The organism is Sphingomonas sp. M6A6_1c, assembly GCF_053345135.1.
Window position 1 is genome coordinate 318,456 of the sequence record NZ_JBKEZO010000005.1, and the last position, 18,035, is coordinate 336,490.

The window sequence follows — 18,035 nt, forward strand, 5'->3', positions numbered from 1 at the left end:
GGCAACGCAACCGGCGGCTTTTTGGGAAAGCGATGCGATCTGACGCGTTCGGGCCATCGATCATAAGGAATTCCCGATGAAAGCGATGACATTGCCCGCCCCCGGCGGCCTCGACCGGCTGGCCTTCGCAGAGCGTGCCGATCCGGGTGCGCCCGGCCCGCAGCAGGTCCGCGTCGCGCTGCACGGCAGCTCGCTCAACTATCACGATCTCGGCATCGCCACCGGCCGGATGCCGAGCGCCGACGGCCGCATCCCGCTCGCCGACGGCGCCGGCACGGTGGAGGCGGTCGGCGAGGGCGTGGCCGAATTTGCGGTCGGCGACATGGTCGTCTCCTGCTTCTTTCCCGATTGGCAGGACGGCACGCCGACGGTGGGCGATTTCAGCCGCACGCCGGGCGACGGCATCGACGGCTTCGCGCAGGAGCATGTCGTCCTGCCGGCCACCGCCTTCACCCATGCGCCAAAGGGCTATGACGCGGTCGAGGCGGCGACGATCACCACCGCGGGGCTGACCGCGTGGCGCGCGCTCGTCGTGGATGCGCAGATCAAGGCGGGCGACACCTTGCTGCTGCTCGGCACCGGCGGCGTGTCGATCTGGGCGTTGCAGATCGCCAAGGCGATGGGCGCCCGCGTCGCGATCAGTTCGTCGTCGGACGAGAAGCTGGCGCGCGCCACGGCGCTCGGTGCCGACTTCACGCTCAACTATCGCACCGACGAGCGCTGGGGCCGGACGGTGCGCGACTGGACCGGCGGACGCGGCGTCGATCACGTCGTCGAGGTCGGCGGGCCGGGCACGCTCGCCCAGTCGATCGAGGCGGTCCGCGTCGGCGGGCATATCTCGCTGATCGGCGTCCTCACCGGCGTATCGGGCGAGGTCCCGACCGCGGCGCTGATGGGCAAGCAGGCGCGGCTGCAGGGGCTGATCGTCGGCAGCCGCCGCGAACAGCAAGAGTTCGTCCGCGCGCTGGAGACGACCGGCATCCGCCCGGTGATCGACCGCCGCTTCCCGCTCGACCGGCTCGCCGAGGCCTTCCAATACGAGATGGACGGCAGCCATTTCGGCAAGATCGGCATCGAATGGTGAGCGTGCCCGCTCCCCGTTGGCGTTAGCCCGGATCGTGTCGATGCGGGGTGATGGTGGAATTGTGGCGGAACGAGTGCCCGGCACCCCATCCCTGTTAGGCCGGATCGACATTCGGGCAAATTCCTCCCCCGCCAGGGGGAGGTGGCGCGGCGAAGCCGTGACGGAGGGGGAGGTAAGCGACCACTTCGGTTCCGTGTCCTCCCCCTCCGTCATGCCTGCGGCATGCCACCTCCCCCTGGCGGGGGAGGACTTTATTCAGAATCTCGAATGTCGATCCGGCCTCGCCCTGCGCCGCGGCGCCCAATCGGCGACCGGGCAGGGCACGGCAGCGTGTCAGAACGTCGCGATCGCCTTGAGCACCTGGTCGGCCTGCGCCACCAGCCGGGGCAGTTCCGCCGGCAGGTCGATCGCGGCGACGCTGTGCGTGTGCAGCGCATCGGTGTCGATCGCGCACTGCCGGATCGCGTCGATCACGCGGGCGAAGTCGGCGGCGAGCGCGTTGCGGCTGGCGAGCAGCGTCGTCTCGCGCTTGTGGAATGCGGGATCGGCGAAGATCAGGTCGCCCTTGGCGACGCCGACCAGCACGTAGCTGCCGCCGTGCGCGACCTCGGCGAGGCCGGCGTTCATCGCGGCGATGCTGCCGGTGGCGTCGAACACCGTGGCAAAGCCGCTGCCCGCGGTCAGGGTCGCGAGGCGCGCCGCGGCACCCTCGTCGGCGAGGACGCAATCGGTGAAGCCGAGGCGGTCGCGGGCATGATCGAGCCGGGCGGCACGGGTGTCGCAGAGCACGACGTGCGCGCCGTCCAGCCGCGCGAAGAGCGCGGTGGCGATGCCGATCGGTCCCGCGCCGCGGACCAGTACGCGCTCCCCCGCCGCCAGCCGCGCGCGCGCGACCGCATGCGCGCCGATCGCGAGGAATTCGACCATCGCCGCCTGATCGAGGCTGAGCCCGGTCGCGTCGATCGCGGCGCGTTCGGGGATCGCGATCACCTCCGCCATGCCGCCGTCGACATGGACGCCGAGGACGGCGACGTCGACGCAGCAATTGGGCTTGCCGCCGCGGCAGGCGACGCAGACGCCGCAGGCGAGATAGGGGTTGATCGTGATCCGCTGGCCGGCGTGGAAGGCGCTGCCCGCGGGCGCCTCGATCACCTCACCGGCGAGTTCGTGGCCCATCACGCGGGGATAAGCGAGGAACGGCTGGTTGCCGGCGTAGATATGATAATCGGTGCCGCACAGGCCGACGCGGCGGATGCGGACCAGCAGGTCGCCCGGCCCCGCCTGCGGCGGATCGCGCTCGACCGCGCAGAGGTCGAAGGGTTGCTGGCACACGATCGTCAACACAGGGCCAGCCTCTATTTGCAAGTACGATTGCAAATATGAAAAATCCTTGGGTCTGGCAAGCACCGATCGCCCATGGGCGGCGATCCGGTCAGGAGGGGTGGTAGCCGAGCGCGATCGAGATATCGGCGGCGGCGCTGCGTAGATGCTCGCGCGCCGCCTGCATGTCGACCGTCTGCGAACCGTCGATCAGTTCGAGGAAGGGGATGGTCAGCGCCGCCGCGACCTGGCCGTCGAAGCCGAAGATCGGGAAACTGAGGTCGGTGACGCCGCGGGTGATCGGGCTCTTGCGCTGATCGTAACCGCGGGCGCGGACCTGCGCCAACTGCCGGTCGAGCGCGGCGCGATCGACCGGCGCGTCGCCCGCCGCGATCGCCTGCGCCAGCACATGGTCGCGCGCCTCGTCGGCGGAGAAAGCGAGCAGCACGTTGCCCGAACAGCTCGCCAGCATGTCGATCCCCGCGCCCAGCCGCAGCGAGAAGCCGCGCGTGCCGGGATTCTGCTCGCGGGTGATGACGAGGCCGCTGCCGCCGTTGATCACGACGAGGTGGCAGGACTGGCCGGTGTCGATCGCGAGGCGGCGCATCGCGTCGCGCGCGGCGGTGACGAGATCCTGCGCGGGCGTCGCGCGATAGGCGAGGTCGAGCAGCTTGTAGGCGACCGAATAGCGATCGTCCTTGCTCGATTTCTGAAGATAGCCGAGCTTTTCCATCACCACGACGATGCGGAACAGCTCGCCGACCGAGCGGTTGAGCCGCACCGCCATCTCGCTGATCAGGATGCCGCTGGGCTGCGATTCCAGCAGTTCGAAGATCTCGAACGCCTTTTCGACGGCCGGCGCCGCGTAGGTCGTCTTCGAACCCGATGCCATCTGGTCCTCCTCCGTTCGTCGTCGCCATGCGGGGACCGCAAGCGGCTGTCAAATCGCCCGCCGCTGCCGGATGCGCGGCGGACTGCGCGACGCTGCGCCACGGACGCCTTGCCGCGTCCCGGCGCACAGGCGATGTTGCCGCATCCCCAATGACTTGCAACGAGACTGCCCGACGATGACGCGCCACCTTCTGTTCCTCGACATCGATCCGTCGTCGGCCTCCGTCGCGGCCTATCGCGACTGGCATCGCGCCGGCGGCCCACCCGATGCGATCAACCGGTCGATACGTGCCAGCGGCATCGAATCGCTCGAAATCTGGCACGTCGGCGACCGGCTCGCGATGATCATGGAGACCGGCCCCGATTTCTCCGCCGCGGCGAAGGCGGCGGCGGATGCGGCGGACCCTGACGTCCAGGCCTGGGAAGCGCTGATGGAGCGGTTCCAGCGGCGGCTGCCGTTCGCGCCCGACGGCGAGAAATGGGTCGCGGCGGAGCGCATCTATTCGCTCGACGAACAGCCCTGACGTGGCAGGGTAGGGCTATTGCGTACCGCACCGCATCTTGCAGAGATTCCCAACCGTACCCCGGCGAAGGCCGGGGCCCAGTTGGGAAGGCCGTTGTAAGTCATTACGAACCTTCACCCAACTGGGCCCCGGCCTCCGCCGGGGTACACGCTTTGCGTGTCACGGACCGACGATCGCGAACGTCAGCCGGCGGGCGTCGATGCAGGGCAGGACAAGAAGCAGCGGAGCGAGGCAGGATGACAGGCGAAGACAGAGCGCGGATCGCCGGGGTGGTCGACGCGCATCACCATCTCTGGCGGCTCGACTGGCCGGGGCACCAATGGCCCGATGCGAGCCTGCCGGCGATACACCGCGACTTCGCCATCGCCGATCTGCGTGCGGACAGCCGTGGCACCGATCTCGCCGCGACGGTGCTCGTCCAGTCGCAGCCGACCGATGCCGATACCGACCGGCTCTGCGCGATCGCCGCCGCCGAGCCGCTGGTCGGCGCGCTGGTCGGCTGGGCCGATCTCGCCGCCGCCGAGGCGCCGCGCCGGATCGCCGACCTCGCCGCGCGTCCCAAGCTGCGCGGGCTGCGGCCGATGCTCCAGTCGATCGCCGACACCGATTGGATGCTGCAACCGGCGCTCGACGGCGCGATCGCGGCGCTGATCGCGCACGGCCTGCGCTTCGACGCGCTGGTCCAGCCGCGCCATCTGCGCGCGCTGCATCGCTTCGCGCAACGCTGGCCCGACCTGCCGATCGTGATCGATCACGCCGCCAAGCCCGGCGCGGCGGCAGGCGGGCTCGATCCGTGGCGGGCGGAGATCGCCGCGCTGGCGGCGCTCGACAACGTCTGGTGCAAGATGTCCGGCCTGCGCACCGAACAGCCGCCGGGCGAGCCCGCCACGGCGCTGGCGCCTTATGTGGCGCATCTCGTCGGCTGTTTCGGCGAGCGGCTGATGTGGGGCAGCGATTGGCCGGTGCTGCACCTCAGCGGCGACGGTTATGCGGGCTGGTTCGAAACCGCCCGCACGCTCGCCGGTCTCGATCCCGCCGGCGAGCGCAGCCTGTTCGCCGACAGCGCGCGGCGGTTCTACGACCTGGCATAAGGCAGGCGAAGGAAGGAAGATCGCTTGCCTAATGAAAATACATTTGCAAGTATGATAATCTAGTCGGCTGCCGGACTTCGGACGATCGGCGCGGGAGAGAGAGACATGGCGGGCATAAGCAAGCGCGAATTGTTGGGGGCGTCGCTCGGCGCGAGCCTCGCCGCCGGGCCGTTCGCGCGCGCCGTGGCGGCCGCGCCGCTGCCCGCCATCGCCCCCGGCCGCTTCCAGCCGACGGTGGACTCGCTCAGCACCTATCAAACGCCCGACTGGTTCCGCGACGCCAAGTTCGGCATCTGGGCGCATTGGGGGCCGCAGGCGGTGCCGCGGCAAGGCGACTGGTACGCGCGCTTCATGTACGTGCCGGGCCATCCGCATTACGCGCATCACCTCGCCACCTACGGCCATCCGTCCGAGTTCGGCTATAAGGACATCATTCCGCTGTGGACCGCGGACAAGTTCGACCCCGAGGCGCTGATGGACCGTTATGCCGCCGCGGGCGCCAAATATTTCGTGTCGATGGCGGTGCATCACGACAATTTCGACCTGTGGAAGTCGCGGCATCATCGCTGGAACGCGGTCGCGATGGGGCCGAAGCGGGATATCGTCGGCGACTGGCAAAAGGCCGCAACGCGCCGCAAGCTGCGCTTCGGCGTGTCCGAACATCTCGGTGCCAGCCACAATTGGTGGTATCCGAGCCATCTCTACGACCAGTTCTGGCCCAAGCTCGGCGTGGATTACGACGGCGCCGATCCGCGCTTCGCCGATCTCTACCACAAGCCGCACGACGAGCCCTATACCAACAAGCCGGGCAGCTGGTACACCAACGACCCCGCCTATCACGCGCTGTGGTTCGCGCGCATCCGCGACTTGGTCGATTCCTACCAGCCCGACCTGCTCTATTCCGACGGCGGCCTGCCGTTCGGCGCCACCGGGCGATCTTTGGTCGCGCATCTCTACAACAGCAGCATCGCCCGCCACGGCAAGCTCGACGCGGTCTATACCTGCAAGGACCAGGGCTCGGGCGATTTCTACAAGGGCGCCTGCGTCCAGGATGTCGAGCGCGGCGTGCTCGCCGGCATCAACCCGCTGGCGTGGCAGACCGACACGTCGAACGGCGACTGGTTCGACAATGTCGACGACAAGTTCAAGACGCCGCCGCAGGTGATCGCGATGCTCGCCGACATCGTCAGCAAGAACGGCAACATGCTGCTCAACGTCGCGCTGCACGCCGACGGCAGCCTGCCGCCGCAGTCGGAGACGTTGCTCGCCGAACTCGCCGCATGGATGGCGGTCAATGCCGGGGCGATCCATGGCACGCGGCCGTGGATGATCCATGGCGAAGGGCCGACCGAGGCGGTGGCGGGCAGCTTCAAGGAAGACGGCAGCTACGTCGCGCAGGACATCCGCTTCACGACCAAAGGCGGCAAACTGTACGCGATCACGCTCGGCGAACCCACCGGCGCGACCGCGATCAAGGCGCTGGCGCAGGGCAATCCGCACGATCCGCGCCGGATCAGGCGCGTACGCCTGCTCGGCCACGGCGGTGCGATCCGCTTCGAACAGACCGGCCAGGCGCTGGTGATTGAGCGGCCGGACCGGCTGCCGACCCGCCACGCCAGCGTGTTCGAGATCAGCTTTGCCTGAGCGGCGATCCTTCATACAATCGGAAGTGCAATCATGATCCCGATCAAATCCTTCGCGCTCGCGGCGGGTGCCCTCCTGCTGGCGGCGGCGCCTGCCCCCGGTGTCCGCGCGCAGGACTCTGCGGTGCGCGCCGACTGGCCCGGCAAGGGCGATCTGTTCGTCGGCACCTGCTACCAGCCGGTCGACCGGTCGCCGGCGCAGATCGCGCAGGACATTGCGGTGATGAAGGGCGCGGGCTTCACGATGGTCCGCATGGGCGACCTGTCGTGGGATTCGTTCGAGCCGCAGGAGGGGCATTATACCTTCGCCTGGTTCGACAGCGTCATGGACCAGATGCATCGCGCCGGGATCAGGGTGGTGCTCGATATCCCCGGCCTGCCCGCGCCCGGCTGGCTGCACAAGACCTACCCCGGCGTCGACCTGATCAACCAAGACGGCGCGCGCCTGCACGCGGCCAGCCGCTATTGGGACGACATCAGCGATCCCGATTACCGCCGGCACGTCCATGCGCTCGCCGAGCAGATGCTCAAGCGCTACGCGCATCATCCCGCGGTGATCGCGATCGGCTACGACAATGAGGTCGGCAGCTCGCCGATGTCCTATTCGGACGGGGTGCGGCAGCGGTTCATCGGCTGGCTCAAGCAGCGTTACGGCACGATCGAGGCGCTCAACACCGCCTGGGCGACGCAGCGCTGGTCGCGCCGCATCGCCGATTGGGACAGCGTCGATCTGCCGTATGGCAACGGGCCGGGGCCGAACGAGCGCAACCTCGACCTCCACCGCTTCTGGTCGGACCAGACGATCGCCGCGCTCGACGATCTCGACGGCGTCCGCCGGCAATACGCGCCGCATCTGCCGACCGCATCGAACCTGTGGCCGGAGGCGGGCAACAAGGGCTTCGACTATCTGCGCTCGTGGAACCGCTATGCGACCTACGGCGCGCTCGGCTTCTATCCGGGCGATGCGCTGGGCGCGGCGTTCCAGGTGATGATGATGAAGGCGGGGCACCGGACGCCGGTCTGGTTCAACGAATTCACCGCCGGCGGCGGCGGTGATTACGGCACGCCGGACCGGTCGCGGATGTGGGCCTATTTCGGCCTGCTCAATTATGCGCAGACCTTCCTCGCCTGGACGTTCAACTCGCATCTCGGCGGCGAGGAGCAATCCCTGTTCGGATTGCTCGACCATGACGACCGGCCGTCGTGGAAGGTCGCCGAATTCGCGCGCATCGCCAAGGAGTTCGGCAGGATGAAGACGCTGGGCTTCCCGCGCGACGCGCAGCCGCAGGTGGCGATCGCTTATTCGTTCCAGACCAACTGGCTGGTCACCCCGCCGCCCGGCCCCAATACGATCAAGCAATATTTCGCCGGGACCTACGTCGATCAGGCGAAAGCGGCGTTCCAGCCCTTGTTCGAGGACAATGTCGACACCGCCGTCATCGACATCGCACACGACCCGATCGACGCCTACCGCCTCGTCGTGCTGCCGAGCGCCTATATCATGGACGCGCCGACCGCCGCGGCGGTGCGCCGCTATGTCGCGGGCGGCGGCACCGTGGTGATGACCGGCTATTCCGCCAAGGCGGACGAGACCGGCAAATGGTTCGCGACGCCGCTGCCGGGGCGGCTCACCGACGTCTTCGGGCTGCGCACCAACGCCTTCTACCGCGCCGCCACGCCGCTCAAGGTGACGCTGAACGGCGCGACGATGACCGCGACCGACGGCTATTACGAGATCCTCGAACCCTCCACCGCCAGGCCGCTCGCGATGTTCGACGGCCTCGCGCAGCCGACGCCGGCGATCACCGTCAATCGCTTCGGCAAGGGGCGCGCCATCTATCTGGCCACCGCGCCGCAGGCGGCGCTGCTCGGCCCGCTGCTCCGCTCGCTCTATGCCGCGACCGGCATCGTGCCGGGGCCGAAGACGCCCGCGGGGGTGGTCGCGCGGACGGTCGAGGGGCGGACGATGTACGTCAACACCACCACGGCGCCGATCGCGGTGCCGCTCGCCAAACCGGGCCGCGACGTGATCGGCGGCCGCGCGGTGGCGGCAACGCTGACGCTGCCGGCCTATGACGTGGCGCTGGTCGAATGAGCCGCGGCCGGCGCGGCGCGACGGCTACAGCCGGATGCCGCGCCGCGTCATCTCCGCCACCGCGATCGCGCCGAGCGGCGTGTCGGCCGAGGCGTTGAAGATATCGGCGAGGTCGAGCAGATCCTCGTCGCCGAGCTGGAGGATCGAGGTTTCGATGTCGGCGAGACGCTGCACCGCCAGCTCGCCGCGATCGGCGAGCCGTTTCATCCGTGTTCTTAGCATGACGGGGTCCTAGCAAAGATGTCGCGGCAATGGCAGCGGAGAGTCGCCGCAGTCAGTCGAGCCGGCGCTGCGCCTCGAACAAACGTTCCAGCATCGTCTGGACGGTGTCGTATCCCAGCCGCGACAGCGCCAGCAGGTCGCCGCGCCGCTCGACCAGCCCGGCCTGGGCGAGCGCGATGATCCAGCGCTCGGTCGTCGCGCGCGGTCCGTCGATCTCGGCTTCCGACGGATAATGCGCCTCTTCCTCCGCGACGAACAATGCGAGCAGGATGTTGGTCGGCAGCGGCGCGTTGAACCCCTGCGGCAGCGTCTCCGCCAGCACCTGCGCCGCGGCGAGCATCCGCTCGGCGAGCTTGGTCGTCGTCGTCGTGCTCACGATCCGCACCGAACCGTCCGACGCCGTCAGGGTGCGCGGCATGACCTTCTCCTCCCGAGGTCATCTTTTTAACTTCAATTGTTATGAACAATCAACAAGCTGACCGCAAACTCAATGCGGCGGCCCGGCCTGCATCCGCAGCTCGATGTCGCTGAGCACATCGACGGGCAGCGGGTGGCTGAATTCGACGCCGACCTCATGCTCGCGGTTCCACGCGATCCAGCCTTCCAGCTTGGTCAATTGCGGCATGTCGATCGTCACATAGGTGCCGACCGTGACGCGATGCGTCAGCATGATCCGGCACCCCAGATGGGTGATGTCGCTGATCGAACACGCCTCCGCATCGAACTTCATCGACGAGATCGTCGCCGGCCAGACGACGGCGAGACGGTCCGCCTGACGCTCTTCTTGCGCGAGCCAGGTCGGATAGGGGGTGGGATCTACGGAAGCCATGGCACTTGCTACGGAAAAGAGGTTAACATCTTGTCTTGGCACACCCTTTCCGGGCGGGCTGACACGCCGACAACAGCCGCTGGAACACCGGCAATGGCAGCGCCGGTATCGGCGCCGCGTCCGCCGGCCTAGGCCCGGTGCCGACAGGCTGGATCGCGGGGGCTCGCATGACCTATTTCATCGTCGCGACCGCGTCCGCCGTCGCCGCCGCCGCGACCTATGGTTATGGCCGGCATCGGCAGCGGCTTCAGCGGCGCAGCGATGCCCGCCGCCGCCTGTCGCGGACGATGGCCGGTGCCCGCGCCGGCGGCGCCGGACCGTCGCGGGACTGACCGCCGGCCGCCCCCGGCGCGCTGAACCGCAGATAAACGGTTGGTTCAGCGTCATTCCATGCGAAGACGCTCAGTATCACGGCTTTTCAGGAGCGTATCATGCCTGCTCTACGCTGCCGCCTCGGCCTGCACCTATGGACGATCAAGCCGGCGACCCACCGGCCGGGAACGACGATCCACCGCTGTTCGCATTGCGGCCTCGTCCGCATCCGCCACGCCAAGCCCGGCTAGACCGGATCGAGGTTCCCGATCCGCGCCGCCTCCGCCGTCACCCCGGGCTTGACCCGGGGTCCCGCTTCTTCCTGATCGGCACGGTGAAGACCGTAGCGGGACCCCGGATCAAGTCCGGGGTGACGGGAGGGGGTAACGAGGTTGCGGAGGCGAGGAACGTCGATCGGTCCCGCTTTGCCTCCTTACGGCACGGCGACCGTTGCGATCGCCCCGGCCGCGTCGCGCAGCCGCAGGTAGAGGCTGGCGGGCTTCTGCCCGGCGGCTGGCGGTGTGACCTCGACGGCATTGGCGGTGAAGCCGTCGGGGATCGCCTGCGCCGCGTCGAATCGCGCGTCGCCGGCGATCGCCTGCGCCAGGAACAATCGGTCGCCGGTCACCGTGCAGCGCCCCGCCGCGCCGCAGGCGATCGAGCGTAGCTCGGGCAGGCGGACGACGCTGCCGAGCGGCGTCCAGCGCGTCGCGACGCCATCCTGCACGATGCGGACGCGTAGCGCGCCATGCGCCAGCACGCCGAGCGCCTCGGCGGGCACGATCGTGACGATACCGGTCGTCGCATCCTGCAGGTCATAGCCCTTGCCCGCGGTCAGCCGGCTCGTCGCCTGGCCATCGGCGGTGGCGATCTCGACCACCTCCGTGCCGGTCAGCGGCGTCGCGGGATCGAGGCGGAAGGCGAAGGTGAGCCGCGCATCCTGCGCGAACACGCCGTCGGGCTGCAATGCCATCGGCAGCACACCCGCGCGCTGCACCGGCTGCGCGCTGCGCTGGAGAAGCTGCGGCGTCCGCCGTGCGGCGGCGACGGTGACCGCGATCGTCTTGTGGCGGTTGCCGGCGAAGGCGACGTCGGCGACGATCCGGCTGCCCGCGGCGAGCGCGCGCAATGCCGCGGGATCGGTGGCGGCGAGCGTCAGTTGATCCGCCCGGTCGGACCGGGTCAGCGCCCCCGGCGTCAGCGTGGCGCCGCCCAGCCTGACCTCGCGGACCTGATCCAGCCGCGAACCGGTCAGCACCGCCTCGTCGTCGCCCGCCGCGATCGTCAGGGCATCGAGCCGGCCGATCTCCTGCAACGCGGGCAGCGTGATCGTCGCCGGCGCCGCGCCGGCCGCGCCGGTGATGGTCAGCGTGACCGGGCCGGGCGCCGCCTTGTCGAGCGGCACGTCGACGACGATCCCGCGCTCGCCGTCCTGCTTCCAGCCCAACGTCTCGCTGGCGCCGTCGCCGCGCCGCATCTCGACCTTGGCGACGCAGCCCGCGCCCTCGCCGGCGAGCTCGACCGCGTTGGTGCGGCCGACCACCAGCGTCGTGTTGGCGGCCGCCGCCCAGCCGTTCGCCTGCGGGCGCGACAGCGTGAAGCGCGGCCCGTCGAAGGCGGTGAAGCCCCAATTGCCGTGGAGCTGCGCGCTGACCGGCCCGGCGAACCCCGCGTCGGGCAGCGTCTTGTCGAGCACATAGCCGCCGCGGCGGGCGTCGGCATGCGCGGGCAGGTCGACCGACGCGCCGCCGGTGCCGGCGACGCGCACCATGACGTCGCGGGCATAGCGCGTCGCATAGACGAGCGGCGCGCCCTCGACCGGCAGCACCGCACCGCTCGCCGCGCACAGCAGCCCGGCGCCTTCGCCGCGGCGCAGGGGTGGCGGCTTGGCGGCCTCGATCGCGGGCAGGCCGACGACCATCACCGATGCCGGCTTGGCGAACGAGAGCGGCGTGTTGAGCAGCAGGGTGATCCGGCTGTCGCCCATCCGCGCCAGCGCCGGCACGAACTGGAGCTGCGTCGACTGGAAGGCGCCGAACAGCCGGAAGATGTCGCGCACCACGCCGATATACGAACTGTAGAAGCCATAGCCCGCCTGCGGCGTCGCGCTGAGCTGGAAGGCGAGGTCGGTCGGCGCGCCGGTCAGCGTGTCGGCGAGCGCCGAGCTGTGCGTATCGGCGAACAGCAAGGTCTCGCGATCGCCGGTCAGGCAGGCGGCCTGCAACTCGGCGGGCTGTTGCAGGCATTCCGCCTTCAGCTTGATCGCCAGGCTGCGGGTCAGCACCTGCGAGGTCGCGCCGACGCTGTCCGGATTCTCGCGCTCGGCCTGGAGCAGCACGTCGAGGAAGGTGTCGAGCCGCGCCCGGTCGAGCGTCGCCTGGTTGAGGTCCTGCACCGCGCGCACGAAGGCGCCGGGCTGTTTGCGCACCGCGCTGGCCACCGCATCGGCGCTGCCGCCCTTCTCGGGCAGGATGAACAGCGCGAGCTGCTGCGCGCCCTTGGGCACGACCAGCGAAAGGTCGCCGCTTTTGCCCTTGCCGCCCAGCGTATCGTGGAACCAGTCGCGCGGCGGCCGCTCGACCGCACCGCGCAGGAACACCGCGACCAGCCGGAAGCGCTCGCTGCCGGCGGGCGGCAGGTCGAGCTTGATCGACACCCGGTCGCCCTCGGCGAGATTGGGCACCCAGGCGAGCGGCAGCGTCGCGCCATCGTGCGTGACCGCGACGTCGAGCCGCGGCCCGACCAGATCGAATTGCGACGGTGCCGCCTCGACCCGCCACGCGGCGGCGGCGAGCAGGGCGAAGACGCTGAGATGGCGGAACAAACGCGGCATGAGGCAGGCAGCAATCCCGGTTCAACGACGCCGCGCTTCTGCCCCCCGCTTGTGTTCAGATTGAGGCTGGCGGGGTGGAAAACCCGCCCTGATCGCCTCAAAACGCCGGCAGCACCGCGCCTTTATAGTGGCTGTCGATGAACGCCTTGGTCTGCGGGCTGCGCAGTGCGGCGATCAGTTTGACGACGCGGGGGTCGTCCTGCTCGCCGGCGCGGCCGACGACGAAATTGACGTAGGGTGATTTGGCGTCCTCGATCACCAGCGCGTCGCGGGTCGGGTTGAGCTTGGCGTCGAGCGCGTAATTGGTGTTGATCATCGCCAGATCGACCTCGCCGAGCACGCGCGGCAGCGTCGCCGCCTCCAGCTCCTTGAAGCGCAGATGCTTGGGATTGGCGGCGATGTCGCGCAGCGTCGACAGCGCGTTGGTCGGCTCCTTCAGCCGGATCAGCCCGGCGCGCTGGAGCAGCAGCAACGCGCGGCCGCCGTTGCTCGGCTCGTTGGGCAGCGCCACCGTTGCGCCGTCGGGCAGTTGCGCCAGCGTCTTGTAGCGGCGCGAATAGCCGCCGAGCGGTTCGACGTGGATGCCCGCGAACGGCACCAGATGCGTGCCGCGCGCGGCGTTGAACTGGTCGAGATACGGCTTGGTCTGGAAGTAATTGACGTCGATCTGGCGCTGGTCGACCTGCAGGTTTGGCTGCACGTAATCGTTGAACACGCGGATATCGAGCGTCAGCCCCTGTCTGGCGAGCAGCGGCTTCACCTGTTCGAGGATCTCGGCATGCGGCACCGCGGTGGCGGCGACGGTGAGCGTGGCGCCATCGGGCTTGGCGCCGCCCGAACAGGCGGCGATGAGGCCGAGCGACACGGTAGCGAGCAGGGTACGGCGGTTCATCGGCGGGACCTTCAACGGCGGGTGACGCGGCGGGCGAGACGATCGCCGCCATATTGGATGAGCTGGACGAGCGCGACCAGCAGCACGACGGTGACGACCATCACGTCGGTCTGGAAGCGCTGATAGCCGAAGCGGATCGCCAGATCGCCGAGCCCGCCCGCGCCGACCACGCCGGCCATCGCGGTGAACGAGACGAGCGCGACCGCGGTCACCGTCGCGCCGGCGATCAGCCCGGGCAGGGCCTCGGGGATCAGCGCGCCGGTGACGATCTGCCGCGTCGTCGCGCCCATCGCCTGCGTCGCCTCGATCGTGGTGCGGTCGACCTCGCGCAGCGCGCTCTCGACCAGCCGCGCATAGAAAGGTGCGGCGCCGACGACGAGCGGCGGGATCGCGCCGGCGACGCCGAGCGAGGTGCCGACCAGCGCCATGGTCAGCGGGATCATCACGATCAGCAGGATGATGAACGGCACCGAGCGCAGCACGTTGACGATGGCGCCGAGCACCGCATTGCCGAATCGGTTGGCGAGCAGCCCGCGCTCGCCGGTGAGATAGAGCAGCACGCCGAGCGGCAGGCCGAACAGGATCGACAGCAACAGCGATCCCGACAGCATCGCCAGCGTGTCGACGCAGGCGCGGCCGATCTCCGGCCAGTCGATATTGACGAACAGGCCGGTCATGCCGCCACCGCCGCGAGCATGCGCTGCGTCGCGGGGTGGCGCGCCGCGGCGAAGACGGCGTCGACCGCGCCGGTCTCGACGATCCGCCCCGCCTCGATCACCGCGACGCGGTCGCAGATGCTGCGCACCACCTCCATCTCGTGCGTGATCAGCACGATGGTGAGGCCGAGTTCGCGATTGAGGTCGCGGAGCAGCGCGAGCACGTCGCGCGTCGTCTCGGGATCGAGCGCGCTGGTCGCCTCGTCGCACAACAGCACGGCGGGGTCGGTCGCGAGCGCGCGGGCGATGCCGACGCGCTGGCGCTGGCCGCCCGAGAGCTGCGCGGGATAACGGTCGGCGAGCGCGGCGAGGCCGACGCGGTCGAGCAAGGCGGAAACCTTCGCCTCGCGGTCGCGGCGCGGCGCACCGGCGAGTTCGAGCGGGAAGCCGACGTTGCCCGCCACCGTGCGCGACGACAGCAGGCCGAAATTCTGGAAGATCATCCCCATCCGCTGGCGCAGCCGACGCAGGTCGGCGGCGGGCAAGGTGTCGATCACCTGTCCCTCGATGGCGACATGGCCCGAGGAGGGCCGTTCGAGCCCGTTGAGCAGCCGGATCAGCGTCGACTTGCCCGCGCCCGAGCGGCCGATGATCCCGAACACTGTGCCCTTCGCGATGTCGAGCGACACGCCGTCCAGCGCCGGCGCGGCGCCGCCGGGGAATTGCTTTCGGACGTCGGTAAGCTTGATCATGACCGGTCGTTCGCCGCCTTCGCTACGCAAAGGCCGAGCCTGTGCCGGATCGAACGCCGCCGCGCCACCGGCAGAAGACTTGGGGACGCTAAAGGCTGCTTTGCCCGTCGCGGCGCGCGAGGCAGGTCTAGATCAAATTCCTCCCCCGCCAGGGGGAGGTGGCGCGGCGAAGCCGTGACGGAGGGGGAGGTAAGCGACGTCTTGCGTTGCGTGTCCTCCCCCTCCGTCATGCCTGCGGCATGCCACCTCCCCCTGGCGGGGGAGGAATTCTAGCCAAGCCCCTGCATGTCGATCCGGACTAGGCTCCTGATTTCGCAGGAGCACCGTGCTGATCCACCGGCGATGCCGCTTCCGCAGAGGTCTCGAACGAGTCCGGGGTGACGGGGTGGAGTTGGAGAGCGAGTGACGCCCCTATGCGACGGCCCCGGTCACCATTGCCGGCGCAGCGCGCGGATCGCGTCGATACTGTCGCGGCGCGCGCGGGCGGGATCGGGCGCGGCAGCCGGCGAGGCCGCCGGGGCGGCCGCGGTCGCGGCGGCGCTGGGGCGCGGAGCGGGCGGCTCGGCGGCGACGCGCGGTGCCGCGGCGGTAGCGGTGGGCGGCGCCTCGGCCGCCGGCGTCGGGGCGACGCTGTTGCGCACCGTCTCCGCCAGCGCCTCGGCGAGCAGCGGGGTGCTCGGCGTCGTGCTCGGCGAGGCGCCGGGCAGGTCGATCGCCGCCTCGGCGGGCGATGCGGCCGATGCGAACGGCCGGCGGTGGCGGCGGAACGGACGCGGCTGGGGCGCGGTGGCCGCCGCGGTCATCGTCGCCGACACCGCCGGTGCCGGTGCGCCGGGCACGTCGATCACCCGGTGCGGCGCCGACGCGGGCGGGGCCGTCACCGACCGTCCGACGAACAGCCCGACCCCGGCGACCAGCGCGATGCCGAGCGACGCGGCGACCGTCGCCGAGGCGCGCCGCGACGTCTTGACCCGGTGCAGCGTCGGCACCGCGCCGGTTTCATCCGCGGCCGGTGGCGGCGGCGGCGCGGGCGGCGGCGCGTCGGGCAGGCCGAGGATCGAGGCGAGATTGGCGTCGAGCCGTTTGTCGTTGAAGCCGGGCGGGGGCATCAGCCGTTCCGGGCCATGGGTTCGTCCTCGGACGTGGTGTCGTCCTCGGTCAGCATCAGTTCGGGCAGCAACGTCGTGTGGAGCATCCAGCGCTCGCCGCCCTCGATGCCGATCGCGGTCAGCTGGTTGGTGCGATAGGCGCCGGTATCGATGCCGATCCGGTTGTTGCGCACGACGGGACGATGTTCGCAGATGGTGTGGCCGTGGACGACGATCATGCCGTGCGATTCCTCGGAATCGAGGAAATCGTCGGTGATCCACAGCATGTCCTCGGCGCGCTGGCGGCGCAGCGCGACGCCGGGGCGGATGCCGGCGTGGACGAACAGATAATCACCGTGGCGATGATAGAGGGGCAGCCGCGCCAGCCATTGGATCGCCTCCTCGCCGACGATCGCGGCGGCGTGGCGCAGCTTGTCCATCGTCGCCGGCCCTTCCAGCAGCGCTTCGTCGACGCCCCAGCTCAGCAGCGTCTCGCGACCGCCGAACTTCAGCCACTGGCGATAGGCGTAGAGGCTGCCGCGCAACGCATCGACCATCATCTCCTCGTGATTGCCCTTGAGCACCATGAAGCGGTCGGTCGAGGCGGTGAGGTTCATGCAGCCCCGCACCATCTTGGCGGAATCGGGGCCGCGATCGACGATGTCGCCGAGCAGGATCATCCGCGTCGGCGCCGCCAGCCGGCTAGCCTGGTCGCGCTCGATGATGTTCATCAGCCGCCGGAACAGGTCGTAGCGGCCGTGCACGTCGCCGATCGCATAGACGCGCGTCACCGCATCGCCCAGCTCGGCCTCGTCCAGTTCAGCGGGCATTGCGCTTCTGGAGGCCGAGCGACAGCGACAGCCCGGCCGACGCCGCGGGGGCGCCGCGCGACAGGCCGGCGGTGGCGAAGCCGGTGAGGCGCAGCGGCGTGCCGGCGAGCCGGGTCGAGGCGCCGGCGAACAGCTCGTGCGCATCCGCGACCAGCCGCGTCGCCGCGCGCGAATAATGGTAGGAGGCGAGCAGGAAGCTGTTGGTGCCGAGCGCATAGGAGGCGCCGGCCGATGCCGCCGGCCCGTCGCGCAGATCGTAGCGTGCGGTGTCGCCGAGGAAGCGATAGCTGAACGATCCGAACGGCGTGAGCTTGCCGATCGGATAGGAGACGTCGACGCCGCCGGCATAATCGTTCTTGCCGCTCGACAGGCCGCTGCTTTCCGTCGCGGTGTTGATCTTGGCGCGGCCGGACAGCTGCACCTCCAGCGGCGTATTGGCGGAGACGATCGTATAGGCGGCGCCCAGCGTCAGGTCGCCGAAGCCGTCGAACGTCCGCTTGGTCGCGGCGGTGTCGGGCGCGACCAGGATCGGCGTCGAATCGATCCCGGTGAAGATCGTCGAGCGGCTGCGGATGCGCATCCACGGCAGCGAGGCGGAGAGCGTCCAGTCGCCCATGCGCAGCCGCGCGCCGAGCGCCGAACTCCAGATCGTCGTCTTGGACGCGGTGCCGAACTTGCCCTCGGCATAGATCGAGCCGAGCGAGATGTCGGCGCGCGCACCGTCGTCGGTCAGCCGCTCCATCGCCTGCGGCACGCTGCTCGCCGACACCGTCGCGGTGCCGCTCGACGGCGAGACCGGGCCGCTGATGTCGTAGCGGATCGCCTGCCGCGTGCCGTCGTCGCCGCGCACGTCCTGATCCTGCGCCGCGGCCGGCATGGCCGTGACGAGCGCGACGATGGCAGTGCCGATGATGCCCACCCGATGCGTCATATCTGTCTCCCTGTCGGAAGACCTACCACGAATCCGGGATGG

General features: G+C 69.7%; 19 protein-coding genes. 7 read left to right on the top strand and 12 right to left on the bottom strand.

Translation table 11 applies throughout. The features are described from left to right. The first annotated feature begins 76 nt into the window (after positions 1-76). Positions 77-1,084 (top strand): zinc-dependent alcohol dehydrogenase family protein, encoded by a 1,008-nt coding sequence (locus ACLBWH_RS12640; RefSeq protein WP_447799253.1) that lies wholly within the window; start codon positions 77-79, stop codon positions 1,082-1,084. Positions 1,085-1,417: 333 nt separating this feature from the next. Here the strand turns inward: ACLBWH_RS12640 and ACLBWH_RS12645 are convergent, their stop codons facing one another. Together ACLBWH_RS12645 and ACLBWH_RS12650 are read right to left on the bottom strand one after the other, a co-directional pair. Next, the gene (locus tag ACLBWH_RS12645; protein WP_447799255.1) at positions 1,418-2,428 is read right to left on the bottom strand and encodes a zinc-binding alcohol dehydrogenase family protein; all 1,011 of its coding nucleotides are present in this window, start codon (positions 2,426-2,428) and stop codon (positions 1,418-1,420) included. An 88-nt stretch (positions 2,429-2,516) separates the two neighbouring features. Beyond that, positions 2,517-3,296, bottom strand: a complete 780-nt coding sequence (locus tag ACLBWH_RS12650; RefSeq protein ID WP_322850774.1) for an IclR family transcriptional regulator — start codon at positions 3,294-3,296, stop codon at positions 2,517-2,519. A 175-nt stretch (positions 3,297-3,471) separates the two neighbouring features. Between ACLBWH_RS12650 and ACLBWH_RS12655 the strand changes: the two genes are divergently transcribed. The 4 genes from ACLBWH_RS12655 to ACLBWH_RS12670 all read left to right on the top strand — a co-directional run bounded on the left by ACLBWH_RS12655 (position 3,472) and on the right by ACLBWH_RS12670 (position 8,648). Then, positions 3,472-3,819 carry an L-rhamnose mutarotase gene (locus ACLBWH_RS12655; RefSeq protein ID WP_447799257.1) on the top strand — a complete coding sequence of 116 codons (348 nt, stop codon included), beginning with the start codon at positions 3,472-3,474 and terminating at the stop codon, positions 3,817-3,819. 236 nt (positions 3,820-4,055) lie between these two features. Then, on the top strand, positions 4,056-4,910 hold the full coding sequence (locus ACLBWH_RS12660; protein ID WP_447799259.1) for an amidohydrolase family protein: 855 nt from the start codon (positions 4,056-4,058) through the stop codon (positions 4,908-4,910). A gap of 105 nt (positions 4,911-5,015) precedes the next feature. Then, positions 5,016-6,554 carry an alpha-L-fucosidase gene (locus ACLBWH_RS12665; RefSeq protein ID WP_447799261.1) on the top strand — a complete coding sequence of 513 codons (1,539 nt, stop codon included), beginning with the start codon at positions 5,016-5,018 and terminating at the stop codon, positions 6,552-6,554. 33 nt (positions 6,555-6,587) lie between these two features. After that, complete coding sequence (locus ACLBWH_RS12670) at positions 6,588-8,648, top strand: beta-galactosidase (protein WP_447799263.1); 2,061 nt, start codon at positions 6,588-6,590, stop codon at positions 8,646-8,648. A 24-nt stretch (positions 8,649-8,672) separates the two neighbouring features. On the opposite strand, the gene ACLBWH_RS12675 is transcribed toward ACLBWH_RS12670, so the two are convergent. The 3 genes from ACLBWH_RS12675 to ACLBWH_RS12685 all read right to left on the bottom strand — a co-directional run bounded on the left by ACLBWH_RS12675 (position 8,673) and on the right by ACLBWH_RS12685 (position 9,699). Further along, positions 8,673-8,870 carry a hypothetical protein gene (locus ACLBWH_RS12675; protein WP_038665691.1) on the bottom strand — a complete coding sequence of 66 codons (198 nt, stop codon included), beginning with the start codon at positions 8,868-8,870 and terminating at the stop codon, positions 8,673-8,675. Positions 8,871-8,922: 52 nt separating this feature from the next. Continuing rightward, complete coding sequence (locus ACLBWH_RS12680; RefSeq protein WP_322850779.1) at positions 8,923-9,288, bottom strand: hypothetical protein; 366 nt, start codon at positions 9,286-9,288, stop codon at positions 8,923-8,925. 69 nt (positions 9,289-9,357) lie between these two features. After that, complete coding sequence (locus ACLBWH_RS12685; protein WP_322850780.1) at positions 9,358-9,699, bottom strand: hypothetical protein; 342 nt, start codon at positions 9,697-9,699, stop codon at positions 9,358-9,360. A gap of 167 nt (positions 9,700-9,866) precedes the next feature. Between ACLBWH_RS12685 and ACLBWH_RS12690 the strand changes: the two genes are divergently transcribed. Continuing rightward, on the top strand, positions 9,867-10,031 hold the full coding sequence (locus ACLBWH_RS12690; protein ID WP_447799266.1) for a hypothetical protein: 165 nt from the start codon (positions 9,867-9,869) through the stop codon (positions 10,029-10,031). A 99-nt stretch (positions 10,032-10,130) separates the two neighbouring features. Continuing rightward, positions 10,131-10,262, top strand: coding sequence for a hypothetical protein (locus tag ACLBWH_RS12695; RefSeq protein ID WP_322850782.1), 132 nt, complete (start codon positions 10,131-10,133; stop codon positions 10,260-10,262). Positions 10,263-10,444: 182 nt separating this feature from the next. Here the strand turns inward: ACLBWH_RS12695 and ACLBWH_RS12700 are convergent, their stop codons facing one another. From ACLBWH_RS12700 to ACLBWH_RS12730, 7 genes are all read right to left on the bottom strand, one after another. Then, positions 10,445-12,844: a hypothetical protein gene (locus ACLBWH_RS12700; protein ID WP_447799268.1), complete on the bottom strand. Its 2,400-nt coding sequence runs from the start codon at positions 12,842-12,844 to the stop codon at positions 10,445-10,447. Positions 12,845-12,941: 97 nt separating this feature from the next. Beyond that, entirely contained in the window at positions 12,942-13,736 is a 795-nt protein-coding gene (locus ACLBWH_RS12705; RefSeq protein ID WP_447799270.1) for a MetQ/NlpA family ABC transporter substrate-binding protein, read from the bottom strand. A gap of 11 nt (positions 13,737-13,747) precedes the next feature. Then, the gene (locus ACLBWH_RS12710) at positions 13,748-14,413 is read right to left on the bottom strand and encodes a methionine ABC transporter permease (protein ID WP_322850785.1); all 666 of its coding nucleotides are present in this window, start codon (positions 14,411-14,413) and stop codon (positions 13,748-13,750) included. Beyond that, positions 14,410-15,144, bottom strand: a complete 735-nt coding sequence (locus tag ACLBWH_RS12715) for a methionine ABC transporter ATP-binding protein (protein ID WP_447799272.1) — start codon at positions 15,142-15,144, stop codon at positions 14,410-14,412. Before ACLBWH_RS12715 ends, ACLBWH_RS12710 begins: the two co-directional genes overlap by 4 nt. Positions 15,145-15,572: 428 nt before the next feature. Beyond that, positions 15,573-16,253, bottom strand: a complete 681-nt coding sequence (locus ACLBWH_RS12720) for a hypothetical protein (protein ID WP_447799273.1) — start codon at positions 16,251-16,253, stop codon at positions 15,573-15,575. Beyond that, complete coding sequence (locus tag ACLBWH_RS12725) at positions 16,253-17,062, bottom strand: metallophosphoesterase family protein (RefSeq protein ID WP_447799275.1); 810 nt, start codon at positions 17,060-17,062, stop codon at positions 16,253-16,255. The genes ACLBWH_RS12720 and ACLBWH_RS12725 overlap by 1 nt, the downstream gene beginning before the upstream one ends. Further along, positions 17,052-17,993, bottom strand: a complete 942-nt coding sequence (locus tag ACLBWH_RS12730; RefSeq protein WP_447799277.1) for a hypothetical protein — start codon at positions 17,991-17,993, stop codon at positions 17,052-17,054. The genes ACLBWH_RS12725 and ACLBWH_RS12730 overlap by 11 nt, the downstream gene beginning before the upstream one ends. Positions 17,994-18,035: the final 42 nt, after the last annotated feature.